Origin of the sequence: Alcanivorax quisquiliarum (genome assembly GCF_023051175.1) — a bacterium.
GTDB lineage: Bacteria > Pseudomonadota > Gammaproteobacteria > Pseudomonadales > Alcanivoracaceae > Isoalcanivorax > Isoalcanivorax quisquiliarum.
Genome location: NZ_JALKII010000001.1, coordinates 14,818 through 35,170 on the forward strand (window position 1 = coordinate 14,818; position 20,353 = coordinate 35,170).

The following is a 20,353-nucleotide window of genomic DNA, read 5'->3' on the forward strand; positions in this document are numbered from 1 at the left end:
GTCGGACGGTAGAGGTAAATGAAAGCACTGATAGTGGCAAGCTATGCCGACTCCCTTCGCAACTTTCGTGGGCCGCTCGTAGAGGCGCTGGCTGGAAAGTTGGAAGCCGTACATTTGGCCGCACCGATGGATGACGGCTGGAATTCTTTGGCTGAACACTTTGAAGCAATGGGCGTTGAGCTGCATGATGTAGCTATACAACGAACAGGCTTGAATCCCTTGCGGGACTTACAAGCGCTCTGGCAGCTTTATCGGTTGATGAGACGTGAAAGACCACAACTTATGTTGGCTTACACGGTAAAACCAGTTATCTGGGGTCTGCTAGCCGCATGGTTGGCAGGGGTTCCCAAGCGTTGCGCCTTGATTACAGGGCTCGGTTATGCTTTTACCAGCGGCCGAGAGGGTTTTACAAGCTACTTGGTGAGATTTTTGTATCGATTGGCGCTGAGCCGGGCAGAGAAAGTTTTTTTCCAGAATCCGGATGACGAAGCTTTATTCAAGGAGCTACACATACTACCGTCAAGCACGCCTTCTCTGGTGGTGAACGGATCAGGCATCGACTTAGATCAATTTGCAGTTGCGCCCAAGCCTGCTGAGCCGGTTTTCTTACTTATCGCACGGCTTCTAGGAGATAAGGGCGTGCGAGAATATGTGAATGCTGCACGAAAGGTCAAAGTTGCTCATCCAGACACTGTTTTTAAACTGGCGGGTTGGATCGACGAAAATCCTAATGCAATTGAGCAGTCTGAGTTGGATTCCTGGATTGATGAAGGGATAGTGGAATATCTTGGTAAGCTGGCCGATGTGCGACCGGCGCTCGCCACGTCTTCTGTCTATGTTCTACCAAGCTACCGCGAGGGCACGCCAAGAACTGTGCTGGAGGCCATGGCTATGGGTCGGCCGATCATAACGACTGATGCGCCGGGTTGCCGTGAGACCGTGGTCGAAGGCGTGAATGGCTACCTGGTGCCGGTGAAATCCGTAGACTGCTTGGCGGGTGCAATGCTGCGTTTTGTAGAAGATTCTTCGTTGATCGAATCCATGGGGCGCGCTTCTCGAAGGATTGCGGAGGAAAAGTATGACGTGCATAAAATCAACGAGATAATGCTGACCGAAATGGGAGTTCGGACTTCGGCCAGATGAACTGGCGGTCTTTTCAAGCAGAATGATGCTGGCCTTGGGAAGGCGTGAACGCAAGATCTATAGATGGCTCATGCTAAGATCAGGGGTGAATATAGGCTGTCATTTATCGCTAAGCGGCACGAAAAGTCAAATTTACCTCATTGAGAACCCTTCTCTCTCGGTGGGCACAAGGCCGCTTTCCCGGCGCATCAAGGGTGCGGTTTTCTGTGGTAATGCGGGGCGCCTTCAACGGATACCACTGTTGGTTTCCGCTATACGCGATTACTTAGACGCGGGCGGAATATTACGGTTCACATTCGCAGGCGGGGGAGTGTATGCGCAAGATATTCGGATTCTTGCAGAGCAGTATGAGGAAGTCGAATACCTAGGAGTTATCTCTGCAAGCGACGCGGCAGCGTTGGTGGCCGAGCATTGGTGGGCCTTGTTACCAATTGACGATGAAGTTACTCGGTATGCGTTTCCGAGTAAATCATCTGGTTACGCGCTAGCGGGGGCTGCGGTTGCTGCCATATGTGGGGATGAGACGAGTGTTGCTCGCTGGGTGAAGAGAGAGGGTGTCGGGCTGGTCTGCCCGCCACATAAATCCGCTCTCGTGAGATTTTTTTCAGAGCTGGAAGATATTTGCATAGAGAAATTCGGCGCGTCCGATCAATTGAAGAAAAGGTTGGCAATATCTTCTTTCTCTGCTTCGCTTCGTGAGGTGGCAGATAAATTGTCTTCGGCATGAGCAAAGCGTCTTATATTTGGCCCTGATATTGTCTATTTGTCGGTTTCGGGATGAGAAGATATAGGCTGCGGCTGTTTAAGGGAGTTTCCTGTGAAAATACTTGCGATGCTAGGCGCCAGTGGCCACGGCAAAGTCATCGCCGATCTCGCCGAGTTGCTTGGCTACCAGGTGACGTTCTTCGACGCACGCTGGCCGCAAGTCAAGCAGAACGGCTGCTGGCCTGTTGAAGGCGACGAGCAGGCGCTCGTTTCCCGCCGCGCCGAGTTTGCCGCTCTCGTTATCGCCATTGGCAATAACCAGGTGCGCGCAGAGCGCCAGCTACACCTTGAAAAAGAGGGCTTTCCCCTCGCTACTCTGATACATCCCTCAGCCGTTGTTAGCCGCTACGCCAAAGTTGCCCCTGGCTCCGTTGTGTTTGCCAATGCGGTTATCAATGCCGATGCACAGATAGGTAAGGGCGCGATAATCAATACTGGCGCTACCGTGGATCATGATTGCCAGTTGGGTGATTTTGTCCATATTTCCCCTGGTGCTCACCTTGCGGGCAATGTGGTCGTGGGCGCAGGCTCCTGGGTCGGTATCGGCGCTGCGGTGCGGCAAGGCATCACCATAGGCAAAGATGTGATGATCGGCGCCGGCGCGGCTGTGGTGAGTGATATACCAGATGGTTTATGTGTGGTCGGTGTTCCCGCTCGGCCCTTGGCTCGTTAACTTCTTTCGGATGTCCCTTTGTGAAGCGCCTTTTTGATACCTTGCTTATAGTACTGTCGCTCCCGGTTCTTCTACCGGCATGCCTTTTGCTCGCTCTGCTTGTTTCCATCAACCTCGGCCGCCCCGTGCTGTTCATCCAGACCCGCCCAGGCAAGGATGGCAAACCCTTCCGCATGTACAAGTTCCGCACCATGACAGATGAGCGTGACGAGCACGGCCAATTGTTGCCGGATGATGTGCGGCTCACTCGCTTCGGGCAGCTATTGCGTTCCACCTCGCTGGATGAGCTGCCCGAGCTGCTTAACGTACTGCGTGGCGAAATGAGCCTGGTCGGCCCGCGCCCGCTGCTGATGCAATACCTGCCCCTGTACAGCCCCCACCAGCGACGGCGCCACGAAGTGCGCCCCGGCATCACCGGCTGGGCACAGGTGAATGGCCGCAACGCCATCAGCTGGGATGAAAAGTTTGATCTGGATGTGTGGTACGTCGATAACCAGTCCCTCTGGCTGGATATCCGCATCCTGTTCAAAACCATCTGGAAAGTGGTCAAGCGCGATGGTATCAGCCAGGACGGCGAAGCAACCGCAGCGCCGTTTGCGGGGAGTGAGCGAGGGGTGGGGGAGCGGGATTGAGGTGGAGGCCTGGACGGTAGGAGAGAAACACCGCGCATCCCTCCCTCAGCGCGTGGCGACCGAGGCAGAAGGTGATATGAGCGGTTGTGTCGGGTATGGTCTAGTGTCGAGCCGCATGGGACGGCGGTGCAAGGTGGTGGCGTTTTGCTGTCGCGTTGAAAGATAGTTCACATTTGGGGAAGGGGCAGCAGAGATTCTGCGCGCCCTCACGTAATGGAAATGGACATACCATTATGGTAAGCGGTAGAATTCATAGCAGGTATCAAGGGCCGCCGCCTCCACCAGCCGAGAGCGACGGTGACCGGACCATATCGACGCGTGAGCCTCTGTATCAGGAAAGTGAGATTGCTCAAGCGCTGGAGGCGCCTCTAGCGTTCACCTCTGACAAATGCCGTAGTGGCTGGCAGGGGCTGATGGAAACACTAGAGAAGCAGGAGCCTCCAATCGATTTTCCCAGTTTTTTGCGGGATGCAATAAAACGTGGCGACTGGAAAAAAGCGGAATGGTGCCAAGGCAGCGCAGGCGGCTGGTTCGCATCAGATGTGTATCTTTATGAGTTCAGTTACGAAAGAGCCGTGGGCCGTTCCTGGCAAGAGTTCTCTGTGACCTATTATCTGAAGTTCTGCATAGGGGCCAAACACGTGCTGATCCACATGGTTTCTTGTCATACTTCTTCGTGAGGCTGCATATGACAATAAATAAATGCCTGGTATGCGACAGCGATCAGATCGCCGAGATGCTGGATGATGTGCCGCTGAGGGTGGGGGAATTTGAGCGCACGATGCAGATGCGTGTTACGGCCTGTGCATCGTGTGGATGTAGCTTTCATACGGCTGAGCAGGAGCGCCATAACAAGCGGCAGCGCTTGGCTTTCCGCAAAATGGTGGAAGGACTACTGACTGGCGCAGAGATCAGAGCTATTCGGCAGCGCCATGGCTTGAGCCAGAAGCAAGCCGCGGAAATATTCGGTGGCGGCCCGGTGGCTTTTTCGAAGTACGAAGCGGACGATGTGGCCCAATCGCAGGCAATGGACCGCTTATTGCGAGTGTTTGATGCAGTGCCTGAAGCGAAGGCAGCCTTGTTGGGGGAGAAGGTCGAAGCTCTACCTGTCGAGAGCCTTTTTGAGGACGAGAATTGGCGGCTAGTTTGCCTTGATATGGGCCATAGATTGACCACTCGCTCCAATGACACTCATGCCTATGCTTTCATGCGCGTCCTCAGGCGTTCCCTGGTTGATGAGGAAGCGCTGAAAGAGCCCCTTTCTTCCGTGTTGAAGCAGCACGAAGCTGGCACCGCAACACGCGATGTTGAATGGCGGCCGGCGACGCACAACGCGCCGGAGTGGAGGCACTGATGCAGTTGAGCCTGATAGATATTGCTCTCCGTCGCCATTCACTGAACATGCAGAACGACTTTTCTCCTGCGGTGGTGGATTGGTCGGACTATGTGGTTGAAATGAAAGCGGGGGTGGCCTCCTGCACGCTGTTGCCCAAGGAGAAGGGGCGCACCCTCGTTCGCTATATAGTCACTACAGGGCTTAGATGGAAGCTGGCCGCAGATACAGAGAGCGTCGCTGTTACCGTAGAGGCCGAATACGGCTTGGTTTTTGCGGGGCCGGAGGATTTTGATATCCAAGCCCAGGGTGAGGGGACGCTACGCGAAGCGCTGTGCGCAGCCTGGCCCTACTGGCGGCAAGATTTCTTGCAGATGGCCACCAAAGCTGCGTTGCCCGCGATCCCCATTTCCGCTTACCCCGACTTTGAGAAGGGAATTTTTTAACGTGTGACCTTTGGCGTTGAGATCAACGGTGTGGCGCTTCTGCAAAGTCAGATCAGGCATATGAAGTAAGTAAACATGCTCTCTGGCAGGCCTTCATGTGGCGCGTTTTACACTCAGCAAATGAGCCTGGTCGGCCCGCGCCCCCTGTTGATGCAATACCTGCCCCTGTACAGCTCCCACCAGCAACGGCGCCACGAAGTGCGCCCCGGCATCACCGGTTGGGCACAAGTGAATGGCCGCAACGCCATCAGCTGGGATGAAAAGTTTGATCTGGATGTGTGGTACGTCGACAACCAATCCCTCTGGCTGGATATCCGCATCCTGTTCAAAACCATCTGGAAAGTGGTCAAGCGCGATGGCATCAGCCAGGACGGCGAGGCAACCGCAGCGCCGTTTGCGGGGAGTGGGCCGGAGGGGCAGGGGAGCGGGATTGAGGTATCGAGTCTAGGGCACGCGGGGGTGAGGTGGCGCGGATGGTGTCGCCTAAGCTATTGATTTTACGTGTGGTTGATGTGGTTTTTTGTTATATAAAGGAAAAGATGTGAACTGTGTTGCTCGTCAGGCTGCATATTTCCTAAAATGGCGCGGCATTTCGGGTATAAGATAGAAGCTGCGCCGGGAAAGGGCGCAGTGATGAAGCCTTCGGAACACGCAGTATTCGCATAATAAATATCGTGGCGCCGGATAGGGATTATGGCGTAGCACCGTGGCTAGGGTGGAATATGATAAATGTAATTTATTTTGTTCTCATTGCTTTAGGAGGCTGCGTGTTAGCCTCGTTAGCAGCTTTTTTCTTCGTATTAGCAGTCAAGACAAGCAGGGTTAATCCCGCTGAGTATGAACGCCTGAGAGAGCTTACCGGCAGCTATCGCGACGCGCTCAACGGTACTGTGGGTGGCTTGAGCGGGGTCGCTTCAACCGCCGAACTTGAGAACGATGATCGCCTCCAGGCAGGCATTGCTTTTGATCGGCGGCGAAAGGTGCTGGTTGCGCAGGCTGCGATCTCTGACGATACCATTTCTGCCGTTTTCAAATAAATTAAGCCGGCGGTAAGTGAGCCTCACTACAGTCTTGGCTCGGGGCATTGGTTGATACCGTACTAGGGAAGGTTGATTAAATGCGGTTGAGAGGGTGGGTCCCGACAGTCGGGGGGAGGCTGTCGTTCTCCGTTATTGGGCAATTCGAGCACCTGAAGCCTGGATGCTATAACCACGCCTCCCATGGTGTCCGCACTATCATTTGCCAACAAGTCCGTGAAAATACTGATATAGCGCTTCCCGGTGGAGCGGTGAGAAGGTTTTATGCTCGCTATCTGCAAAAGAGCGATCTGCCACTATTGCTGAAGACAGCGCATTGTTTACGCCCTGAACATTCGCTGCTGTCGCCGGTTATCGCTTACCTTTTCATGCGGCAAACGCTTACAGATTGTAGCTGCACTCGCTGACAGACAGCCCCGTTCTCCCCCTGCATGATGATCGCTCTTGAAATGGAGATGGAGCGATCATGGACGATCATGACCACGGCTATCGTTTGTTGTTTTCGCACCCGCAGATGGTGCGTGATCTGCTGCTGGGCTTTGTGCCCGGCGAGTGGGTGCAGGAGCTGGATTTCAGCTCGCTGGAGAAGATGAACGGCAGCTACGTCACGGATGATTTGCGCAGCCGCCATGCGGATGCGATCTGGCGGGTGAAGTGGGGCGGCCAGTGGCTGTATGTGTATCTGCTGCTGGAGTTTCAGTCCACGGTGGATGGCTTTATGCCAGTGCGTATTTTGTCATACACCAGCTTGCTGTATCAGGATCTGATCCGGCAGAAGGCGTTGGGTGAGAGGCGCAAGCTGCCGCGGGTGATGCCGATCGTGCTGTACAACGGCAAGGCGCGCTGGCGGGCGCCGACGCGGGTGTCCGACTTGCTCGAAAGCGGCCCACCGGGGCTTGAGGGGTTTCAGCCGGAGCAGTCGTTTCTGCTGCTGGATGAAGGGGCCTTTGATCTGGATGCCCTGTCGCCGCTGCATAACCTGGTGGCGGCGCTGTTTCGGCTGGAGCACCAGCGCTCGCTGGATGAGCTGACGGAGGTGCTGGGGCTTTTGGTAGACTGGCTGAAAACACCGGAACAGGCCAGCTTGCGCCGTGCGTTTGCAGAGTGGCTGCGCCGTCGGTTGCGCCACTGGGTGCCAGAGGCGAATATCTCCCACATGCATGATCTGCAGGAGGTGCATGACATGACACAAAGCATGGTAGAGATCTGGAAAGAGAAGCTCCGCCAACAGGTGGTTCAGGAGGTGCTTCAGGAGGGTAGGCTGGAAGGCCTTCAGGAGGGCCGTCAAGAAGGCCGCCAAGAGGGCGAATTCAGCCTGCTGCTGCGTCAGCTGACACGGCGATTCGGGCCTCTGCCGGATGCTGATATCGCTCGCATGAAGCGAGCTGGTCTGGATGAGCTGGAGCTTTGGGCTGACCGGGTGCTGGATGCTGCTTCGCTGGAAGACGTGTTCCGCTGAATAGCCGTGTGGTGCCTTTTGATCCCTTGTCGCTGGGTGAGGGCACCTCGGCTCAGGCTCGGGATGGCCGCTTTTTCTGGATCAGTTGGCCGCTTGGCTGGATACACTTTCATATGACAAGAAGTGCCGTTCTTTTATTCGGCACTTTTTTACCCGGCAAAGGCTGATATTGCCGTGCGGGTGGACGGCAGTTTCGAGGTGGTGTGTGAGGCTGGCTGCGAGGCTGGCGTTTCGTTGATTTGATTATGCCCGACGGCAGATGGATTAATTTATGTTGAATACCGCCTTTTCTCCCTGGCCTTCTTTCACACAGGAAGAGGCTGATGCTGTTTCCCAGGTGCTGCTTTCCAACAAGGTCAATTACTGGACGGGGCAAGAGTGCCGCGAGTTTGAAAAGGAGTTTGCAGCTTTTGCCGGCACAGAATATGCCATTGCACTGGCCAACGGCACCGTAGCGCTTGATGTGGCGTTGCAGGCCATGGGCATCGGTGCTGGTGATGAGGTGGTGGTTACGCCACGTACTTTTCTGGCGTCGGTATCGTCGGTGGTGAACATCGGCGCTGTGCCGGTGTTTGCAGAGGTGGATCGCGCTTCACAGAACATCACCGCAGAAACCATTCAGGCCGTGCTCACGCCGCGCACGCGTGCCGTAATCTGCGTGCATCTGGCGGGTATGCCCTGTGATATGGAGCCGATCATGGCGCTTGCCGATCAATATGGCTTTTATGTGATCGAGGATTGCGCACAGGCCCATGGCGCTCGCTATCAGGGCAAGCCGGTGGGGAGCATTGGTCATGTGGGCGCGTGGTCGTTCTGCCAGGACAAGATCATGACCACGGGCGGCGAGGGCGGCATGGTCACCACCAATGATCGCGACTTGTGGTCGCGCATGTGGAGCTTCAAGGATCATGGCAAGAGCTGGGAAGCCGTTTACGAGCGTGAGCACGCGCCGGGCTTCCGCTGGCTGCATGAAAGCTTCGGCACCAATTGGCGCATGACAGAAATGCAGGCGGCGATAGGGCGCATTCAGTTACGGCGAATGCCCGCCTGGCTGGCTGCTCGCACTGCCAACGCCGAGCGCATCTGGAATACTGCTGCTGCGCTGCGCGGGTTGCGCGTGCCCCGTGCGCCACAGAGCATGGTGCATGCCGCATATAAATGCTACGTGTTCGTAGAGCCTGAACAACTCAAGCCCGGCTGGGATCGTGATCGCATCCTCAACGAGATCAACCAGCGCGGTGTGCCGTGCTATTCCGGCTCCTGCTCCGAGGTGTACCTGGAAAAAGCCTTTGACGGCACCCCGTACCGCCCCGCGGAACGCCTGCCCGTCGCCCGCGAACTGGGCGAAACCAGCCTCATGTTCCTGGTGCATCCGACACTCACCGACGCCGAGATCGCGCTGACCTGTGAGGTGCTGCGGGACGTCATGGCGTTAGCCGCTTGAGGGGCCGCTCGCGGCGATTGACACCTGGCGCGTGGCTGCCACGCGGCGCTGGAATGGCGAGATCGCTTGCTCGTATCAGGCTGGCCGGACGCTCACCAAACTCAATATTCAGGATCAAAATGGTTTGGAAGAAGCTTAGTGCGAGACCACCGAAGTTGCGTGACCGGGCGCTGTCAGTTTTGTTCTGATGTGGGGCAATTGGGGCGTTGGTTGCCGTGATCTCCCCCCTCTCCCCAACCCCTCTCCCGCGAGGGGAGAGGGGCTAAACTTGCTATATTCGTTGTGCGCCGCTCACCCTTCTGTTCAGCTGGGCGCTTGCTAGTGGCGGAGGCTGGGCGTGGCCGGCCGGATGTTTTGGCGCGCACGGCGCCGAGTGATCTTGATTTTGCACTTTCCTTTGATCTGTTGCGGAGGGGCCTGGTTCTCTAGAGCCACTGCCCGCTATCGCGCTCCTGCTTTTACTTTCATGCTTGGCTGAACTTCATGACATTTGAAATAGCCGTTTCGCTTTTTACTGTTGTTGCTGTGCTGGTGTTACTGGCTACCAACCGCTTGCCCGCTGATGCGCTGATGATGTCTGCGCTGGCGCTGTTGTTGCTTACGGGTGTGGTGTCGCCGAGTGAGGCCCTTTCCGGTTTTGCCAACCCTGGGTTGATGACTGTTGCGGCATTATATGTAGTGGCGGCGGCGCTGCGTGATACGGGCGCGATCTACTGGATGGCAAGCCGCTTGCTGGGGCAGCCTTCCACCTCTGGTCGCGCTTTGGGGCGGGTGGTGATGCCGGCGTCGCTGCTCAGTGCTTTTTTGAACAATACCACTGTGGTGGCGATGATGATTCCTGCGGTGCAGGAGTGGGCGCAGCGGTTACGTCTCTCGGTGTCGCAGTTGCTGTTGCCGTTGAGTTACGCGGCGATTCTTGGCGGCACTTGTACACTGATTGGCACCAGTACCAACCTGATTGTGGATGGCCTCGCCCAGAAAAGCGGGCTGCCGGCCTTTGGCATCTTTGATATTTCTGTGGTGGGTGTGCCGCTGTTGCTGGTTGGTGGCGCCTACCTGGTGTTGCTTGGGCCGCGCCTGCTGCCCGCTCGTGAAGGACTGGTGGAGCAATTGGAGCGGGCGCGGGAATACCGGGTTGAGATGAAGGTGCCGGTGAAAAGCCCGCTTGCCGGGCGGACTATTCGCGATGCGGGCCTGCGTAATCTTGGCCATGGTTATTTGACTGAAGTGCGGCGCGGCGATCAGCTTTTTACGGCGGTGGCGCCGGATATGGTGCTGGCCGAAGAAGATCGGCTGGTGTTCATTGGTGCGCCGGATTGCGCTCGCGAGCTGCAACGCATCAACGGCCTGGTGGCGCCCAGCGGTGGGCACAAGTTGAAGCTGCGGCACTCGCAACGGTGCTTGGTGGAAGTGGTGTTGGGCAAGGAGTTTCCCAGCCTGGGCAAAACTGTGCGGGATGCGGCCTTTCGCACCCACTATCAGGCGGCGATCCTGAGCGTTAACCGGCACGGTGAACGCTTATCGGGGAAGGTGGGCGATATTGTGCTGCGCATGGGCGATACGCTGCTGCTGGAGACGAGCCATACTTTTGTCGAGCAATACCGCTACCGCCGCGATTTCATGCTGGTGAGCCCGTTGCAGGATTCATCCCCGCCGGATTTCCGCAAGGCGCCGGTGGCGGTGGCCATTCTCGCCGGCATGGTGCTGGTGAATGTGGTGGGTTGGCTGTCGGTGCTGGAATCTGTTTTTGTGGCCTGCGGCGCGCTACTTGCGACGGGCTGCGTCACGGTGAACCGTGCCCGGATGATGGTGAGTGTCAATTTGCCGGTGCTGGTGGTCATTGGTGCCTCATTTGCATTAGGCGAGGGCATGACCAATAGCGGCGCGGCGCAGTGGGTGGTTGAAGGGGTCTTCGGGCAGCTCCCGGTTTCCCCCTTGGCGGCGCTGATCCTGATCTACCTGATGACGGCGATGGTGACGGAGCTGGTGACCAATAATGCCGCTGCTGTGCTGATGTTTCCGCTCGCGGTGAGCGTGGCAGAAATGGCCGGGGCAAGCCCGCTACCCTTTGTGGTCGCTGTGATGATCGCCGCGTCGGCCAGTTTTCTGACGCCGCTGGGCTATCAGACCAACATGATGGTGATGGGGCCTGGCGGCTATCGGCTGTGGGATTATCTGCGGCTGGGTATTCCGCTGAATATCATAGCCGCCATCGTGACAATCAGCCTGACCCCGCTGTTCTGGCCCTTTTGACGTGTGATGTTTTGTCAAACCTCCGGGTGTGGCACTATGCCGGCACTCTCTACGTAGACTACATGGATCCGTAAATATGAGCACTCCTTACGAGCGACGTGAAAACGCGAGCGAGGCAGAGGTCGTCTGGCACCGGGCAAGCGTAACCCGTGCAGACCGAGCAAGGCTGAAAGGCCAGCGTGGTTGTTGCATCTGGCTGACCGGGCTTTCAGGTTCGGGGAAATCCACCATCGCCAACGCGCTGGAAGTTGCTCTGCACCAGGCTGGCCGACATACCTACCTGCTGGATGGCGATAACGTGCGCCACGGGCTGAACAAGGATCTGGGTATGTCCGACGATGACAGGACCGAGAATATCCGGCGTGTGGGGGAGCTCTCCCGTTTGATGGTGGATGCGGGTCTGATCGTCATCAGCGCTTTCATCTCGCCGTTCCGCGTGGATAGGGAATCCGCACGGGCATTGTTTGAAAGTGGCGAGTTTATCGAGGTTTACGTCAATGCCTCCCTCGACAAATGCGAAGAGCGCGACCCGAAAGGCCTCTACCGCAAAGCCCGTGCCGGGCTCATTTCTGATTTCACAGGCATCGACAGCCCCTACGAAGCCCCCGAGCGCCCCGAAGTGCAGGTCTGCACCGATACCAACTCGGTGGACGCCTGCGTCCAGCAAATCCTCGCCTACCTCACAGACTGCCGCCGCCTGACAGCGTGATAGCCGAGCGGCGCGTTGCGCCAGTGGGGCTTGGCGGCAGGCAGTCGTAGCCTATCCCCCCACACCCGCCCCCCAACGGCCCCGATCACATTCGGGGCTGCGGCGCGGCCTGCCTTCCAGGTTAACCATCAGGGGCTGCAATCTCGGGTTGACCCCGTGAGCTGCCTTCCGCGCCACTGAATTCAATCGTATTCGAAAGCGTGCGCCTGCCCGCGACGTTTTGCTTTTCGCGAGATAGTAAAAGAGCTTGCGACCAGCCCGCGTTCACCATCGGCTGGAAACGAAAGCCGCTGAGCAGAAACTGAAATGCCAGAATAGGCAGGTTGTGGGTTGCGCCGGAATCCAGTCGAGGCTGCCTTGCCGGCATGCTCAAGGCCGCTCGACTCGGCACATGGTGACAACTCAAACGGCTCAAGCTCTCGCAGATGCCGTGCTTGCACCTCGCCTCGTTTGCCGCCCACCCGGTGGGCCGTTGGTTTTCACTTACCTTTTCATACGGCAAACGCTTACAGATTGTAGCCGTACTCGCTGACAGACAGCCCCGTTTTGCCCCTGCATGATGATCGCTCCTGAAATGGAGATGGAGCGATCATGGACGATCACGACCACGGCTATCGTTTGTTGTTTTCGCACCCGCAGATGGTGCGTGATCTGCTGCTGGGCTTTGTGCCCGGCGAGTGGGTGCAGGAGCTGGATTTCAGCTCGCTGGAGAAGATGAACGGCAGCTACGTCACGGACGATTTGCGCAGCCGCCATGCGGATGCAATCTGGCGGGTGAAGTGGGGTGGCCAGTGGCTGTATGTGTATCTGCTGCTGGAGTTTCAGTCCACGGTGGATGGCTTTATGCCAGTGCGCATTCTGTCGTACACCAGCTTGCTGTATCAGGATCTGATCCGGCAGAAGGCGTTGGGTGAGAGGCGCAAGCTGCCGCGGGTGATGCCGATCGTGCTGTACAACGGCAAGGCGCGCTGGCGGGCGCCGACGCGGGTGTCCGACTTGCTCGAAAGCGGCCCACCGGGGCTTGAGGCGTTTCAGCCGGAGCAGTCGTTTCTGCTGCTGGATGAAGGGGCCTTTGATCTGGATGCCCTGTCGCCGCTGCATAACCTGGTGGCGGCACTGTTTCGGCTGGAGCACCAGCGCTCGCTGGATGAGCTGACGGAGGTGCTGGGGCTTTTGGTAGACTGGCTGAAAACACCGGAACAGGCCAGCTTGCGCCGTGCGTTTGCAGAGTGGCTGCGCCGTCGGTTGCGCCACTGGGTGCCAGAGGCGAATATCTCCCAAATGCATGATCTGCAGGAGGTGCATGACATGACACAAAGCATGGTAGAGATCTGGAAAGAGCAGTACAAGCAAAGCTGGCGTCAGGAAGGCCTTGAGGAGGGACTTGAGGAAGGTCGGCAAGAAGGTCGGCAAGAAGGCGAACTCCGCCTTCTGCTGCGGCTGCTGACACGGCGATTCGGGCCTCTGCCGGATGCTGATGTCGCTCGCATGAAAAGTGCTGGGCCGGATGAACTGGAGCTGTGGGCTGACCGGGTGCTGGATGCTGCTTCGCTGGAAGACGTGTTCCGCTGAATAGCCGTGTGGTGCCTTTTGATCCCTTGTCGCTGGGTGCGGGCACCTCGGTTCAGGCTCGGGATGGCCGTTTTTTCTGGATCAGTTGGCTGCGTTAGCTGGATACACTTTCATATGACAAGAAGTGCCGTTTTTTTATTCGGCATTTTTTTTACCCGGCAAAGGCTGACCACCGGGGCTTGAGGGGTTTCAGCCGGAGCAGTCGTTTCTGCTGCTGGATGAAGGGGCCTTTGATCTGGATGCCCTGTCGCCGCTGCATAACCTGGTGGCGGCACTGTTTCGGCTGGAGCACCAGCGCTCGCTGGATGAGCTGACGGAGGTGCTGGGGCTTTTGGTAGACTGGCTGAAAACACCGGAACAGGCCAGCTTGCGCCGTGCGTTTGCAGAGTGGCTGCGCCGTCGGTTGCGCCACTGGGTGCCAGAGGCGAATATCTCCCAAATGCATGATCTGCAGGAGGTGCATGACATGACACAAAGCATGGTAGAGATCTGGAAAGAGAAGCTCCGCGAACAAGTGGTTCAGGAGGTGCTTCAGGAGGGTAGGCTGGAAGGCCTTCAGGAGGGCCGTCAAGAAGGCCGGCGAGAGGGCCGTCAAGAAGGCCGGCGAGAGGGCCGCCAAGAAGGCCGGCGAGAGGGCCGCCAAGAGGGCGAGTTCAGCCTGCTGCTGCGTCAGCTGACACGGCGATTCGGGCCTCTGCCGGATGCTGATATCGCTCGCTTGAAGCGAGCTGGTCTGGATGAGCTGGAGCTTTGGGCTGACCGGGTGCTGGATGCTGCTTCGCTGGAAGGCGTATTCCGCTGAAATGGCGTGCCGGGCCTTTTTCAAGGCCATCGCAGGTTGGCGAGAAGGCGTTATTGCTGTTGGTGATTGAGCGGCCGCCCGAGAGCGGCCGCTTTTTGATGCACAGGCTGACGCTCCTGCCTGTCGCTGGCGAAGATGCTCGAAACCGGTGGGGTGTAGGGCGGTAGCGGTATTTCCCAGGCAGGCCGGGGGCGTGGTGACGCCGGTGGTGATGAGTATTGAGTTTCACCGCGACTTTCACTTTCACTCTGTCCGCTGCGCACCGGCGAAGTTACAGGCCGAGCATTATCTGGAAAGCCCCGATTTACTCGTCTGGCTGTACTCAGGCTACATTATTGGCTGCCCGAGCTGAAATCAGTCAACGTCAGCGCTATCCAGAGCCTTGAGAGCGCGGAAGCCGGGCCCGGTCAGTTGATCAAGCACCAGGCCGTTTGCCCATCAGTCATGTTCTGCCCGGCCGGCTGTGAAGCAGGTGTGGCTGGCTGATGATATCAGCCGCTGCGGGGCCGATGCGCAGGCGGGGTGTGAGCAGTTGAATCGGTGGCTGCTTGCCTTGCTGGCAGGTAGCCGCTGGCCCGGTTTGAGTTCAACCTGCTTGCTTGATCCCCAAACGGCGCCCACGGGTTTTGCCCGGCTGGGCGCGGTTCCTGATCTCTTCCTTCCTTTGGTGGCTGGTTTGCCTGACGCGGCGGATCTGAGTGCGTCGTGTTGGGGCGGAGCCTTTCTCTTCGTTGCCGCTCTCTTTTTGCTGGCACCCTCTCGTTACTTAAGTTTTTACAGCGTTTTATTAAACAATTTCAGTGCTGTTTGGCGAGTGCGTTTGCGCTGAAGGGGCTTTTTTTTGCGGTGCGTGCCCGGCGAGCGAGACGTTAGCGCCACGGCTGGCATTTTACATAGCTTTGGTTACGCCAGTGGGGTGCGTTGACAGCTTTTCTTGTGGCGCACAAGGTTCGGATGTGGGTGGCAAGGATGCTGCTTGAGGGAGCAGGGCGCAGGATGCGCCCGCAGCGGTCCGCAATCTTGTTGCAAGGAGATGACATATGCTGGGTTGGGCTCTGATATTTCTGATTGTTGCCATTATCGCCGGCGTGGCCGGTTTTTCCGGTGTTGCGGGCACGGCATCCTGGATTGCTCAGGTGCTGTTCGTGATTTTTATCGTGCTGTTGATTGTGTCTTTGATAACAGGCCGCAAGCGACCGTGACATGGACGAAAGCGGGCCGATGCCCGCCGCCGGCCTGACGCAGTGGTCGGCTGATCGCATGGCCGGTGTTGTAGCCGGCATGTGGTTTTTCTCGGGTTTACAGGAGGTTATGGATTATGTCGAACAAGGGTTCTTCTCACGACACCACGGACAAGGTAGCAAAAACAGCTCACGAGGTGGTTGATACGGTTGCGGAGCGTGCTGCACCCGCGGAAGAGCGGGTGCGCGAAAGCGCAGCCAAGGCAGCAGAGCGCGCCAGGGAAGGCGCTGAATATGCCCGAGCGCGAACGCACGACATGACAGAACGCGTCTGCGATTACGTGAAGGAAAATCCGCTCATGGCGCTCGGGATCGCCTTTGCAGCGGGCACCGTCGTCTCTTCAATCTTGCGCCGTCACTGATGCCTGCGGAAGAAAGACGTACCTCGGACCGGGCTGCGACGGATCGCGTTTCGGCTGCTGCGGAGGCTGGGGGTGGGCCCCATGACACGGCGGCCGAAGAGCCGGTTTCTGATGCAACGCGACAGGCGGCTGAAACGCGGGTTCAGGAAGAAATTGCGGCGCTGGGCCAGTTGGGTGGTGATGCGCTGAGCTGGCTTCAGGGCAGCGTGAAGCTGATGGGCACGGAAGCTCGCTTGTTTCTTGCGTCTTTATTGCTGGTGGTGGCGCTGGCGGCGATGGTCGGGTTGCTGATTGCCGGAGCGTTCATTTTTCTGGGTGCTGCGGCGGTGCTGATGTTGGTGCGTGAGGGTGGCATCAGCCCTCCGCTGGCTGCTTTTATCGGCGCACTGGCGTTGTGCGTCAGTGCGGTGGCGGCGTACGCCTGGATCAGGCGCGTGGCGCGCGAAATGGGTTTCACCCGCACCCGCAAGAGCTGGGCCGCACTGTTTCGCTCTTCAGGCTCCTCAGCCTCAGACAGTACCGATAACACTGATGCCAGCGTACCGGCAGGGAGGCGAGAATGATCATGCGGCAACGGCGCTTGCGCCGGGCGGCGGACCAGGTCGAGTTGTCGGTGGCGTTGCGGCGGGCCGAGCTGGGGCAACACGCAGCTGATATGGCGGAGCGCTGGCAGGCGCGGCTGCGCTCGCCTTTGGCGGTGCCGGTGGCGTTTGGTGCCGGGGTGGTGTTCGGGCAGTTGCGCGGTGCGATGTCGTTGAGTGCGTCGGCGGTACGGCTCACTGCTGCGCTGGTGCGCTTTGAGCGCATGGCGGCGACGTTTACATTATTGGCCGCCTATGCTGCGGATCGCGTGCATCTTACTGTGGAGCACCTCGCGGCAGTGCGGGGTGATACGCCTCGGTCGGATTGATTCACTTCCATTGATATCTCCCTCCATCGCAGCGGCCACGGCAGGCTGCAATGTCAGTCTCCTGCGTCTGGCTTGAGGCCAGGCACTCACAGCGATGGGCGCCTTGCCAGAAGTTGCGTGTGGGCGGGCTCTCCAGCGGCGATAGTGCCTGTGCGTGGTGCGAACAAGAGGCAAATATGCCGTGGTAGCACGCAGAGCGTATTTTCCTGCACGGGCCGCATTCTCAATCCGGTGCGCAGGGTTTAACGTTGAACCAGAGCGGTTGCAGTGGCTTCGCCACAGGTGTGGCGGGGCTGGGCAGCAGCCGAGGTGGAGTGGGAGTGCGCTATGAGTGGCAGGCAGGAGTATATTGATCGGGTGCAGCGCAAGCTTGCTGAATGGGACGATGAGATTGATCGTCTGGAGATGAAGGCGCGCGAGGCCAACGAGGTGTTGCAGCAGCAGTGGGCGAGCCGGCGGCTTGAGTTTGAAGAGCGGCGGGCAGAATTGCGGCAGCGTTTGGCGGCGCTGCGTGCGGAGGCCGACGATGCCTGGGCCGAGATGAAGAAGGGTGTCGAGGACGCCCGCGAGGCGGTGGCAAAAAGTGTCCGGGAGATGAAGGACAAGCTGTTGGGCTGATCAGCCGTTCGTTAGCCTTTTATTGCGCCTTGCATCAGCGGCTGTAGCCAGCGGATCAGATCCCGGTGCACTTGAGCCCGGCAGCAATCATTGAGAATTTCATGGCGGCCGCCGGGGTATTCGCGCAGCGTGACGGACTGGTTGCCGGCTGCTTTCAGTGCGCGGGCCAGGGCTGGCACGCCTTTGCCGCAGCGGCTCATGGGATCGCTGTCGCCGGCGATCAATAAAATGGGCAGTTGCGGGGGCAGTTGTCTCATGGCAGCTTTGCTGTGTGAGGCGGCGAGGCCGCCGAGCAGATCGAGCCACAGCTGAGTGGTGCAATCGTGGCCGCACTGGGGGTCGCTCAGATATTGCTGGACGTGCGCTGGTTCTGCACTGAGCCAGTCGAAGTCGGTTTTTCTGTCCGGCACTTGCCTGGCCCAGCTGCCGAACGTGAGCTTGCGCATCAGCGCGCTGGCGCCGCGTGGTCCACGGAGCATTTTCTCCAGTAACACGGGCAAACGGCCCAGCCGGAATATCCAGGATGGGCTGTGATCACTCCCGCACAGGATCAATCCATCCAGTGCCAGCATGTTGGCGTGGCGTTCGGCCCAGGCCAGCGCAGCGAAGCTGCCCATGCTGTGCCCGGCAAGCACCTGTGGCAGCGCCGGAAAACTGTCGCGCAGATACTGTTGCACTTGCGTAATGTCGCCGAGCAGCTGTTGCCAGCCGTCCTGATCACCAAAATGCCCTCGCGGGCTGACGTCCGAGACGGATTCACCGTGGCCGCGGTGATCGTGCACGCACAGATGCCAGCCGGCGGCATTCACTGCCTCGGCCAGCGGGCCATAGCGGCCGCCGTGTTCCGCCATGCCATGCATCCAGTGCAATACGCCCTGCGCGGGGACGCTGGCTTGCCACAGGCGCACGCCGATGCGGTGGCCGTCGGGCGTATCAAGGTGGGTCAGGGCCGGTTGCGTCATGTTGTCGTTCCCGTGGCGCGCCGGAGCGCGGGCAATGCCGGGTCTTTTGTGGCATCTGTTGCGGCCCGGCTTGCACGCACGTTGCAGCATTCGTGAGATACGGTCAAGGTGGCGCGGGGATTTCGGTATACTGTCTTTCCTGGCGTTATCGAGCGCCGGGTTATATGCCCAGTTATTGAGGAGCCATCGTGATTCACTACCGCATCCAGCCGTTGCGCCCTGAAGCTCATTTGTTTGCCGTGGAAGTACGGGTGCCGGAGCCGACCCCGGAGGGCCAGGCGTTTGCGATGCCGGCCTGGATTCCGGGCAGTTATATGATTCGGGATTTTGCCCGCCATGTGGTGGCCTTTGAGGCGACCGCCAATGGCGAGCCGGTGGGTTGGCAGAAGCTGGACAAGCACACCTGGCAGCTGGAGCCGGTCGATGGTGAAGTGCGGGTGCGCATCGAAGTGTATGCGTGGGACTTGTCGGTACGCGGTGCGCATCTGGATACCACGCATGGTTATTTCAATGGCAGCTGTGTGTTTCTCGCGGCCAAGGGCCATGAAGACCAGCCCTGCGAGGTGGACATTCTGCCGCCGGAGGGTGCGGCTTATGCAGGCTGGCAGCTCGCCACGGGTATGCCGCGCATCAGTGGCAATGAGTTGGGTTTCGGGGTGTTCCGGGCGGAAAACTATGATGCGCTGATTGATTACCCGGTGGAGATGGGCGCCTTTACCCATGCCAGTTTCGATGCCTGCGGTGTGCCTCATCGGGTGGTGCTCAGTGGCCGCCATCAGGCGGATATGGCGCGCTTGTGCCGCGACCTGGCGTTGATCTGCGAGCAGCATATCAAGCTGTTCGGTGAGCCGGCGCCGATGGAAGATTATCTGTTCATGACGCTGGTGACCGGCGATGGTTATGGCGGGCTTGAACACCGGAATTCCACCAGCCTGATGTGCGCGCGGGCGGATTTGCCGCGCCGCACGGATGCACCGGATGTGGTGCGCGATGCCTATCGCAATTATCTGGGGCTGTGCAGTCACGAATATTTCCACACCTGGAACGTCAAGCGCATCAAGCCGGAAGCGTTCACGCCTTTTGATCTGAATCAGGAGGTGTATACCGAGCTGTTGTGGGCGTTTGAAGGCATCACCAGCTACTACGATGATCTCGCGCTGGTGCGTGCCGGGCTGATCACACCGCAGGCGTATCTGGAGGTACTGGGGCAGACTATTTCGCGGGTGCAGCGTGGCAGTGGCAGCCGCCGCCAGACGGTGACGGAATCCAGCCTTGATGCCTGGACCCGGTTCTACAAACAGGATGAAAACGCGCCCAATGCAATTGTCAGTTACTACGCCAAAGGCGCGCTGGTGGCGTTGGCGCTTGATCTGACATTGCGCGATCTCACTGGCGAGCAGAAATCACTGGATGATCTGATGCGGTTGCTGTGGCAGCGCTACGGCAAAACCGGGCTGGGCGTGCCGGAACACGGCGTGCAGGCACTGGCGGAAGAGCTGGCCGGGCAATCCATGGCGGCATTTTTCGATCTGGCGTTATACAGCACCGAGCCGCTGCCCCTGGCGCAGCTGCTGCAATCCCGTGGTGTGGCGTTGCAGTGGCGGGCGCCGGCCAACCATGGCGACAACGGCGGCAAACCGGCTGCCCACGCGCCGGTGAATCTGGGTGTGCGGGTGGCGGATGATGTGCTCGGTGCGCGGGTGGCGGTGGCCTATGACCAAGGCCCGGCGATGGCGGCAGGGCTGTCTGCGGGTGACGTGATTGTGGCGCTGGACGGCCTGAAAACCGATGCGCGGAAATTCGATGAACAATTGGCGGCGTATCAGCCGGGCGAACGGATTACCGTGCATGCGTTTCGCCGTGATGAGCTGATGCAATTTACCGTCGCGCTGGAGGTGGGCGAGGCGAGCCTGGCGTGCCTGAGCATTGTGCCGGAGGGCTTGACCCCGGCCGGCCTGGATTGGCTCGGCCAGCGCCGTTGATCGCGCCTGC

General features: G+C 58.7%; 23 protein-coding genes. 22 read left to right on the forward strand and 1 reads right to left on the reverse strand.

What is annotated here, in order from left to right; genetic code table 11:
- Nucleotides 1-18: 18 nt before the first annotated feature.
- The 21 genes from MU846_RS00065 to MU846_RS00165 all read left to right on the forward strand — a co-directional run bounded on the left by MU846_RS00065 (nt 19) and on the right by MU846_RS00165 (nt 17,399).
- The gene (locus MU846_RS00065; RefSeq protein WP_246946977.1) at nt 19-1,143 is read left to right on the forward strand and encodes a glycosyltransferase family 4 protein; all 1,125 of its coding nucleotides are present in this window, start codon (nt 19-21) and stop codon (nt 1,141-1,143) included.
- Nucleotides 1,144-1,453: 310 nt separating this feature from the next.
- Nucleotides 1,454-1,870 (forward strand): hypothetical protein, encoded by a 417-nt coding sequence (locus MU846_RS00070; RefSeq protein WP_246946979.1) that lies wholly within the window; start codon nt 1,454-1,456, stop codon nt 1,868-1,870.
- A gap of 90 nt (nt 1,871-1,960) precedes the next feature.
- Nucleotides 1,961-2,581 (forward strand): acetyltransferase, encoded by a 621-nt coding sequence (locus MU846_RS00075; RefSeq protein WP_371738450.1) that lies wholly within the window; start codon nt 1,961-1,963, stop codon nt 2,579-2,581.
- Nucleotides 2,542-3,213 carry a sugar transferase gene (locus MU846_RS00080; protein WP_246946980.1) on the forward strand — a complete coding sequence of 224 codons (672 nt, stop codon included), beginning with the start codon at nt 2,542-2,544 and terminating at the stop codon, nt 3,211-3,213. The genes MU846_RS00075 and MU846_RS00080 overlap by 40 nt, the downstream gene beginning before the upstream one ends.
- Before the next feature lie 413 nt (nt 3,214-3,626).
- The gene (locus MU846_RS00085; RefSeq protein ID WP_246946982.1) at nt 3,627-3,893 is read left to right on the forward strand and encodes a hypothetical protein; all 267 of its coding nucleotides are present in this window, start codon (nt 3,627-3,629) and stop codon (nt 3,891-3,893) included.
- Between the two features lie 8 nt (nt 3,894-3,901).
- Entirely contained in the window at nt 3,902-4,567 is a 666-nt protein-coding gene (locus MU846_RS00090) for a type II toxin-antitoxin system MqsA family antitoxin (protein ID WP_246946984.1), read from the forward strand.
- Entirely contained in the window at nt 4,567-4,992 is a 426-nt protein-coding gene (locus tag MU846_RS00095; RefSeq protein ID WP_246946986.1) for a hypothetical protein, read from the forward strand. The genes MU846_RS00090 and MU846_RS00095 overlap by 1 nt, the downstream gene beginning before the upstream one ends.
- 150 nt (nt 4,993-5,142) lie before the next feature.
- Nucleotides 5,143-5,487, forward strand: coding sequence for a sugar transferase (locus MU846_RS00100; protein ID WP_371738451.1), 345 nt, complete (start codon nt 5,143-5,145; stop codon nt 5,485-5,487).
- A 227-nt stretch (nt 5,488-5,714) separates the two neighbouring features.
- On the forward strand, nt 5,715-6,029 hold the full coding sequence (locus MU846_RS00105; protein ID WP_246946988.1) for a hypothetical protein: 315 nt from the start codon (nt 5,715-5,717) through the stop codon (nt 6,027-6,029).
- A gap of 466 nt (nt 6,030-6,495) precedes the next feature.
- A complete protein-coding gene (locus MU846_RS00110) occupies nt 6,496-7,488 on the forward strand; it encodes an Rpn family recombination-promoting nuclease/putative transposase (protein ID WP_246946997.1) in 993 nt (330 codons plus the stop codon).
- 271 nt (nt 7,489-7,759) lie between these two features.
- Nucleotides 7,760-8,932, forward strand: a complete 1,173-nt coding sequence (locus MU846_RS00115) for a DegT/DnrJ/EryC1/StrS family aminotransferase (RefSeq protein WP_246946999.1) — start codon at nt 7,760-7,762, stop codon at nt 8,930-8,932.
- A gap of 483 nt (nt 8,933-9,415) precedes the next feature.
- Entirely contained in the window at nt 9,416-11,185 is a 1,770-nt protein-coding gene (locus tag MU846_RS00120; RefSeq protein WP_246947001.1) for an SLC13 family permease, read from the forward strand.
- Between the two features lie 76 nt (nt 11,186-11,261).
- Complete coding sequence (gene cysC / locus MU846_RS00125) at nt 11,262-11,894, forward strand: adenylyl-sulfate kinase (protein WP_246947003.1); 633 nt, start codon at nt 11,262-11,264, stop codon at nt 11,892-11,894.
- Nucleotides 11,895-12,485: 591 nt separating this feature from the next.
- The gene (locus MU846_RS00130; RefSeq protein WP_246947005.1) at nt 12,486-13,466 is read left to right on the forward strand and encodes an Rpn family recombination-promoting nuclease/putative transposase; all 981 of its coding nucleotides are present in this window, start codon (nt 12,486-12,488) and stop codon (nt 13,464-13,466) included.
- 265 nt (nt 13,467-13,731) lie between these two features.
- Complete coding sequence (locus tag MU846_RS00135) at nt 13,732-14,268, forward strand: DUF4351 domain-containing protein (protein WP_246947007.1); 537 nt, start codon at nt 13,732-13,734, stop codon at nt 14,266-14,268.
- Between the two features lie 463 nt (nt 14,269-14,731).
- The gene (locus tag MU846_RS00140; RefSeq protein WP_246947010.1) at nt 14,732-15,097 is read left to right on the forward strand and encodes a hypothetical protein; all 366 of its coding nucleotides are present in this window, start codon (nt 14,732-14,734) and stop codon (nt 15,095-15,097) included.
- Between the two features lie 211 nt (nt 15,098-15,308).
- Nucleotides 15,309-15,470: a DUF1328 domain-containing protein gene (locus MU846_RS00145; RefSeq protein WP_246947012.1), complete on the forward strand. Its 162-nt coding sequence runs from the start codon at nt 15,309-15,311 to the stop codon at nt 15,468-15,470.
- Nucleotides 15,471-15,586: 116 nt separating this feature from the next.
- Nucleotides 15,587-15,871, forward strand: coding sequence for a hypothetical protein (locus MU846_RS00150; RefSeq protein WP_246947018.1), 285 nt, complete (start codon nt 15,587-15,589; stop codon nt 15,869-15,871).
- Nucleotides 15,871-16,434 carry a hypothetical protein gene (locus MU846_RS00155; protein WP_246947020.1) on the forward strand — a complete coding sequence of 188 codons (564 nt, stop codon included), beginning with the start codon at nt 15,871-15,873 and terminating at the stop codon, nt 16,432-16,434. The genes MU846_RS00150 and MU846_RS00155 overlap by 1 nt, the downstream gene beginning before the upstream one ends.
- Complete coding sequence (locus MU846_RS00160; RefSeq protein WP_246947027.1) at nt 16,431-16,781, forward strand: hypothetical protein; 351 nt, start codon at nt 16,431-16,433, stop codon at nt 16,779-16,781. The genes MU846_RS00155 and MU846_RS00160 overlap by 4 nt, the downstream gene beginning before the upstream one ends.
- Nucleotides 16,782-17,108: 327 nt before the next feature.
- A complete protein-coding gene (locus MU846_RS00165; protein WP_246947029.1) occupies nt 17,109-17,399 on the forward strand; it encodes a sll1863 family stress response protein in 291 nt (96 codons plus the stop codon).
- 11 nt (nt 17,400-17,410) lie between these two features.
- Here MU846_RS00165 and MU846_RS00170 read toward each other — a convergent pair whose 3' ends face one another.
- Nucleotides 17,411-18,361: an alpha/beta fold hydrolase gene (locus MU846_RS00170; protein ID WP_246947031.1), complete on the reverse strand. Its 951-nt coding sequence runs from the start codon at nt 18,359-18,361 to the stop codon at nt 17,411-17,413.
- Between the two features lie 188 nt (nt 18,362-18,549).
- Between MU846_RS00170 and MU846_RS14710 the strand changes: the two genes are divergently transcribed.
- Nucleotides 18,550-20,343, forward strand: a complete 1,794-nt coding sequence (locus MU846_RS14710) for a M61 family metallopeptidase (protein WP_246947033.1) — start codon at nt 18,550-18,552, stop codon at nt 20,341-20,343.
- The last annotated feature ends 10 nt before the right edge of the window (nt 20,344-20,353 follow it).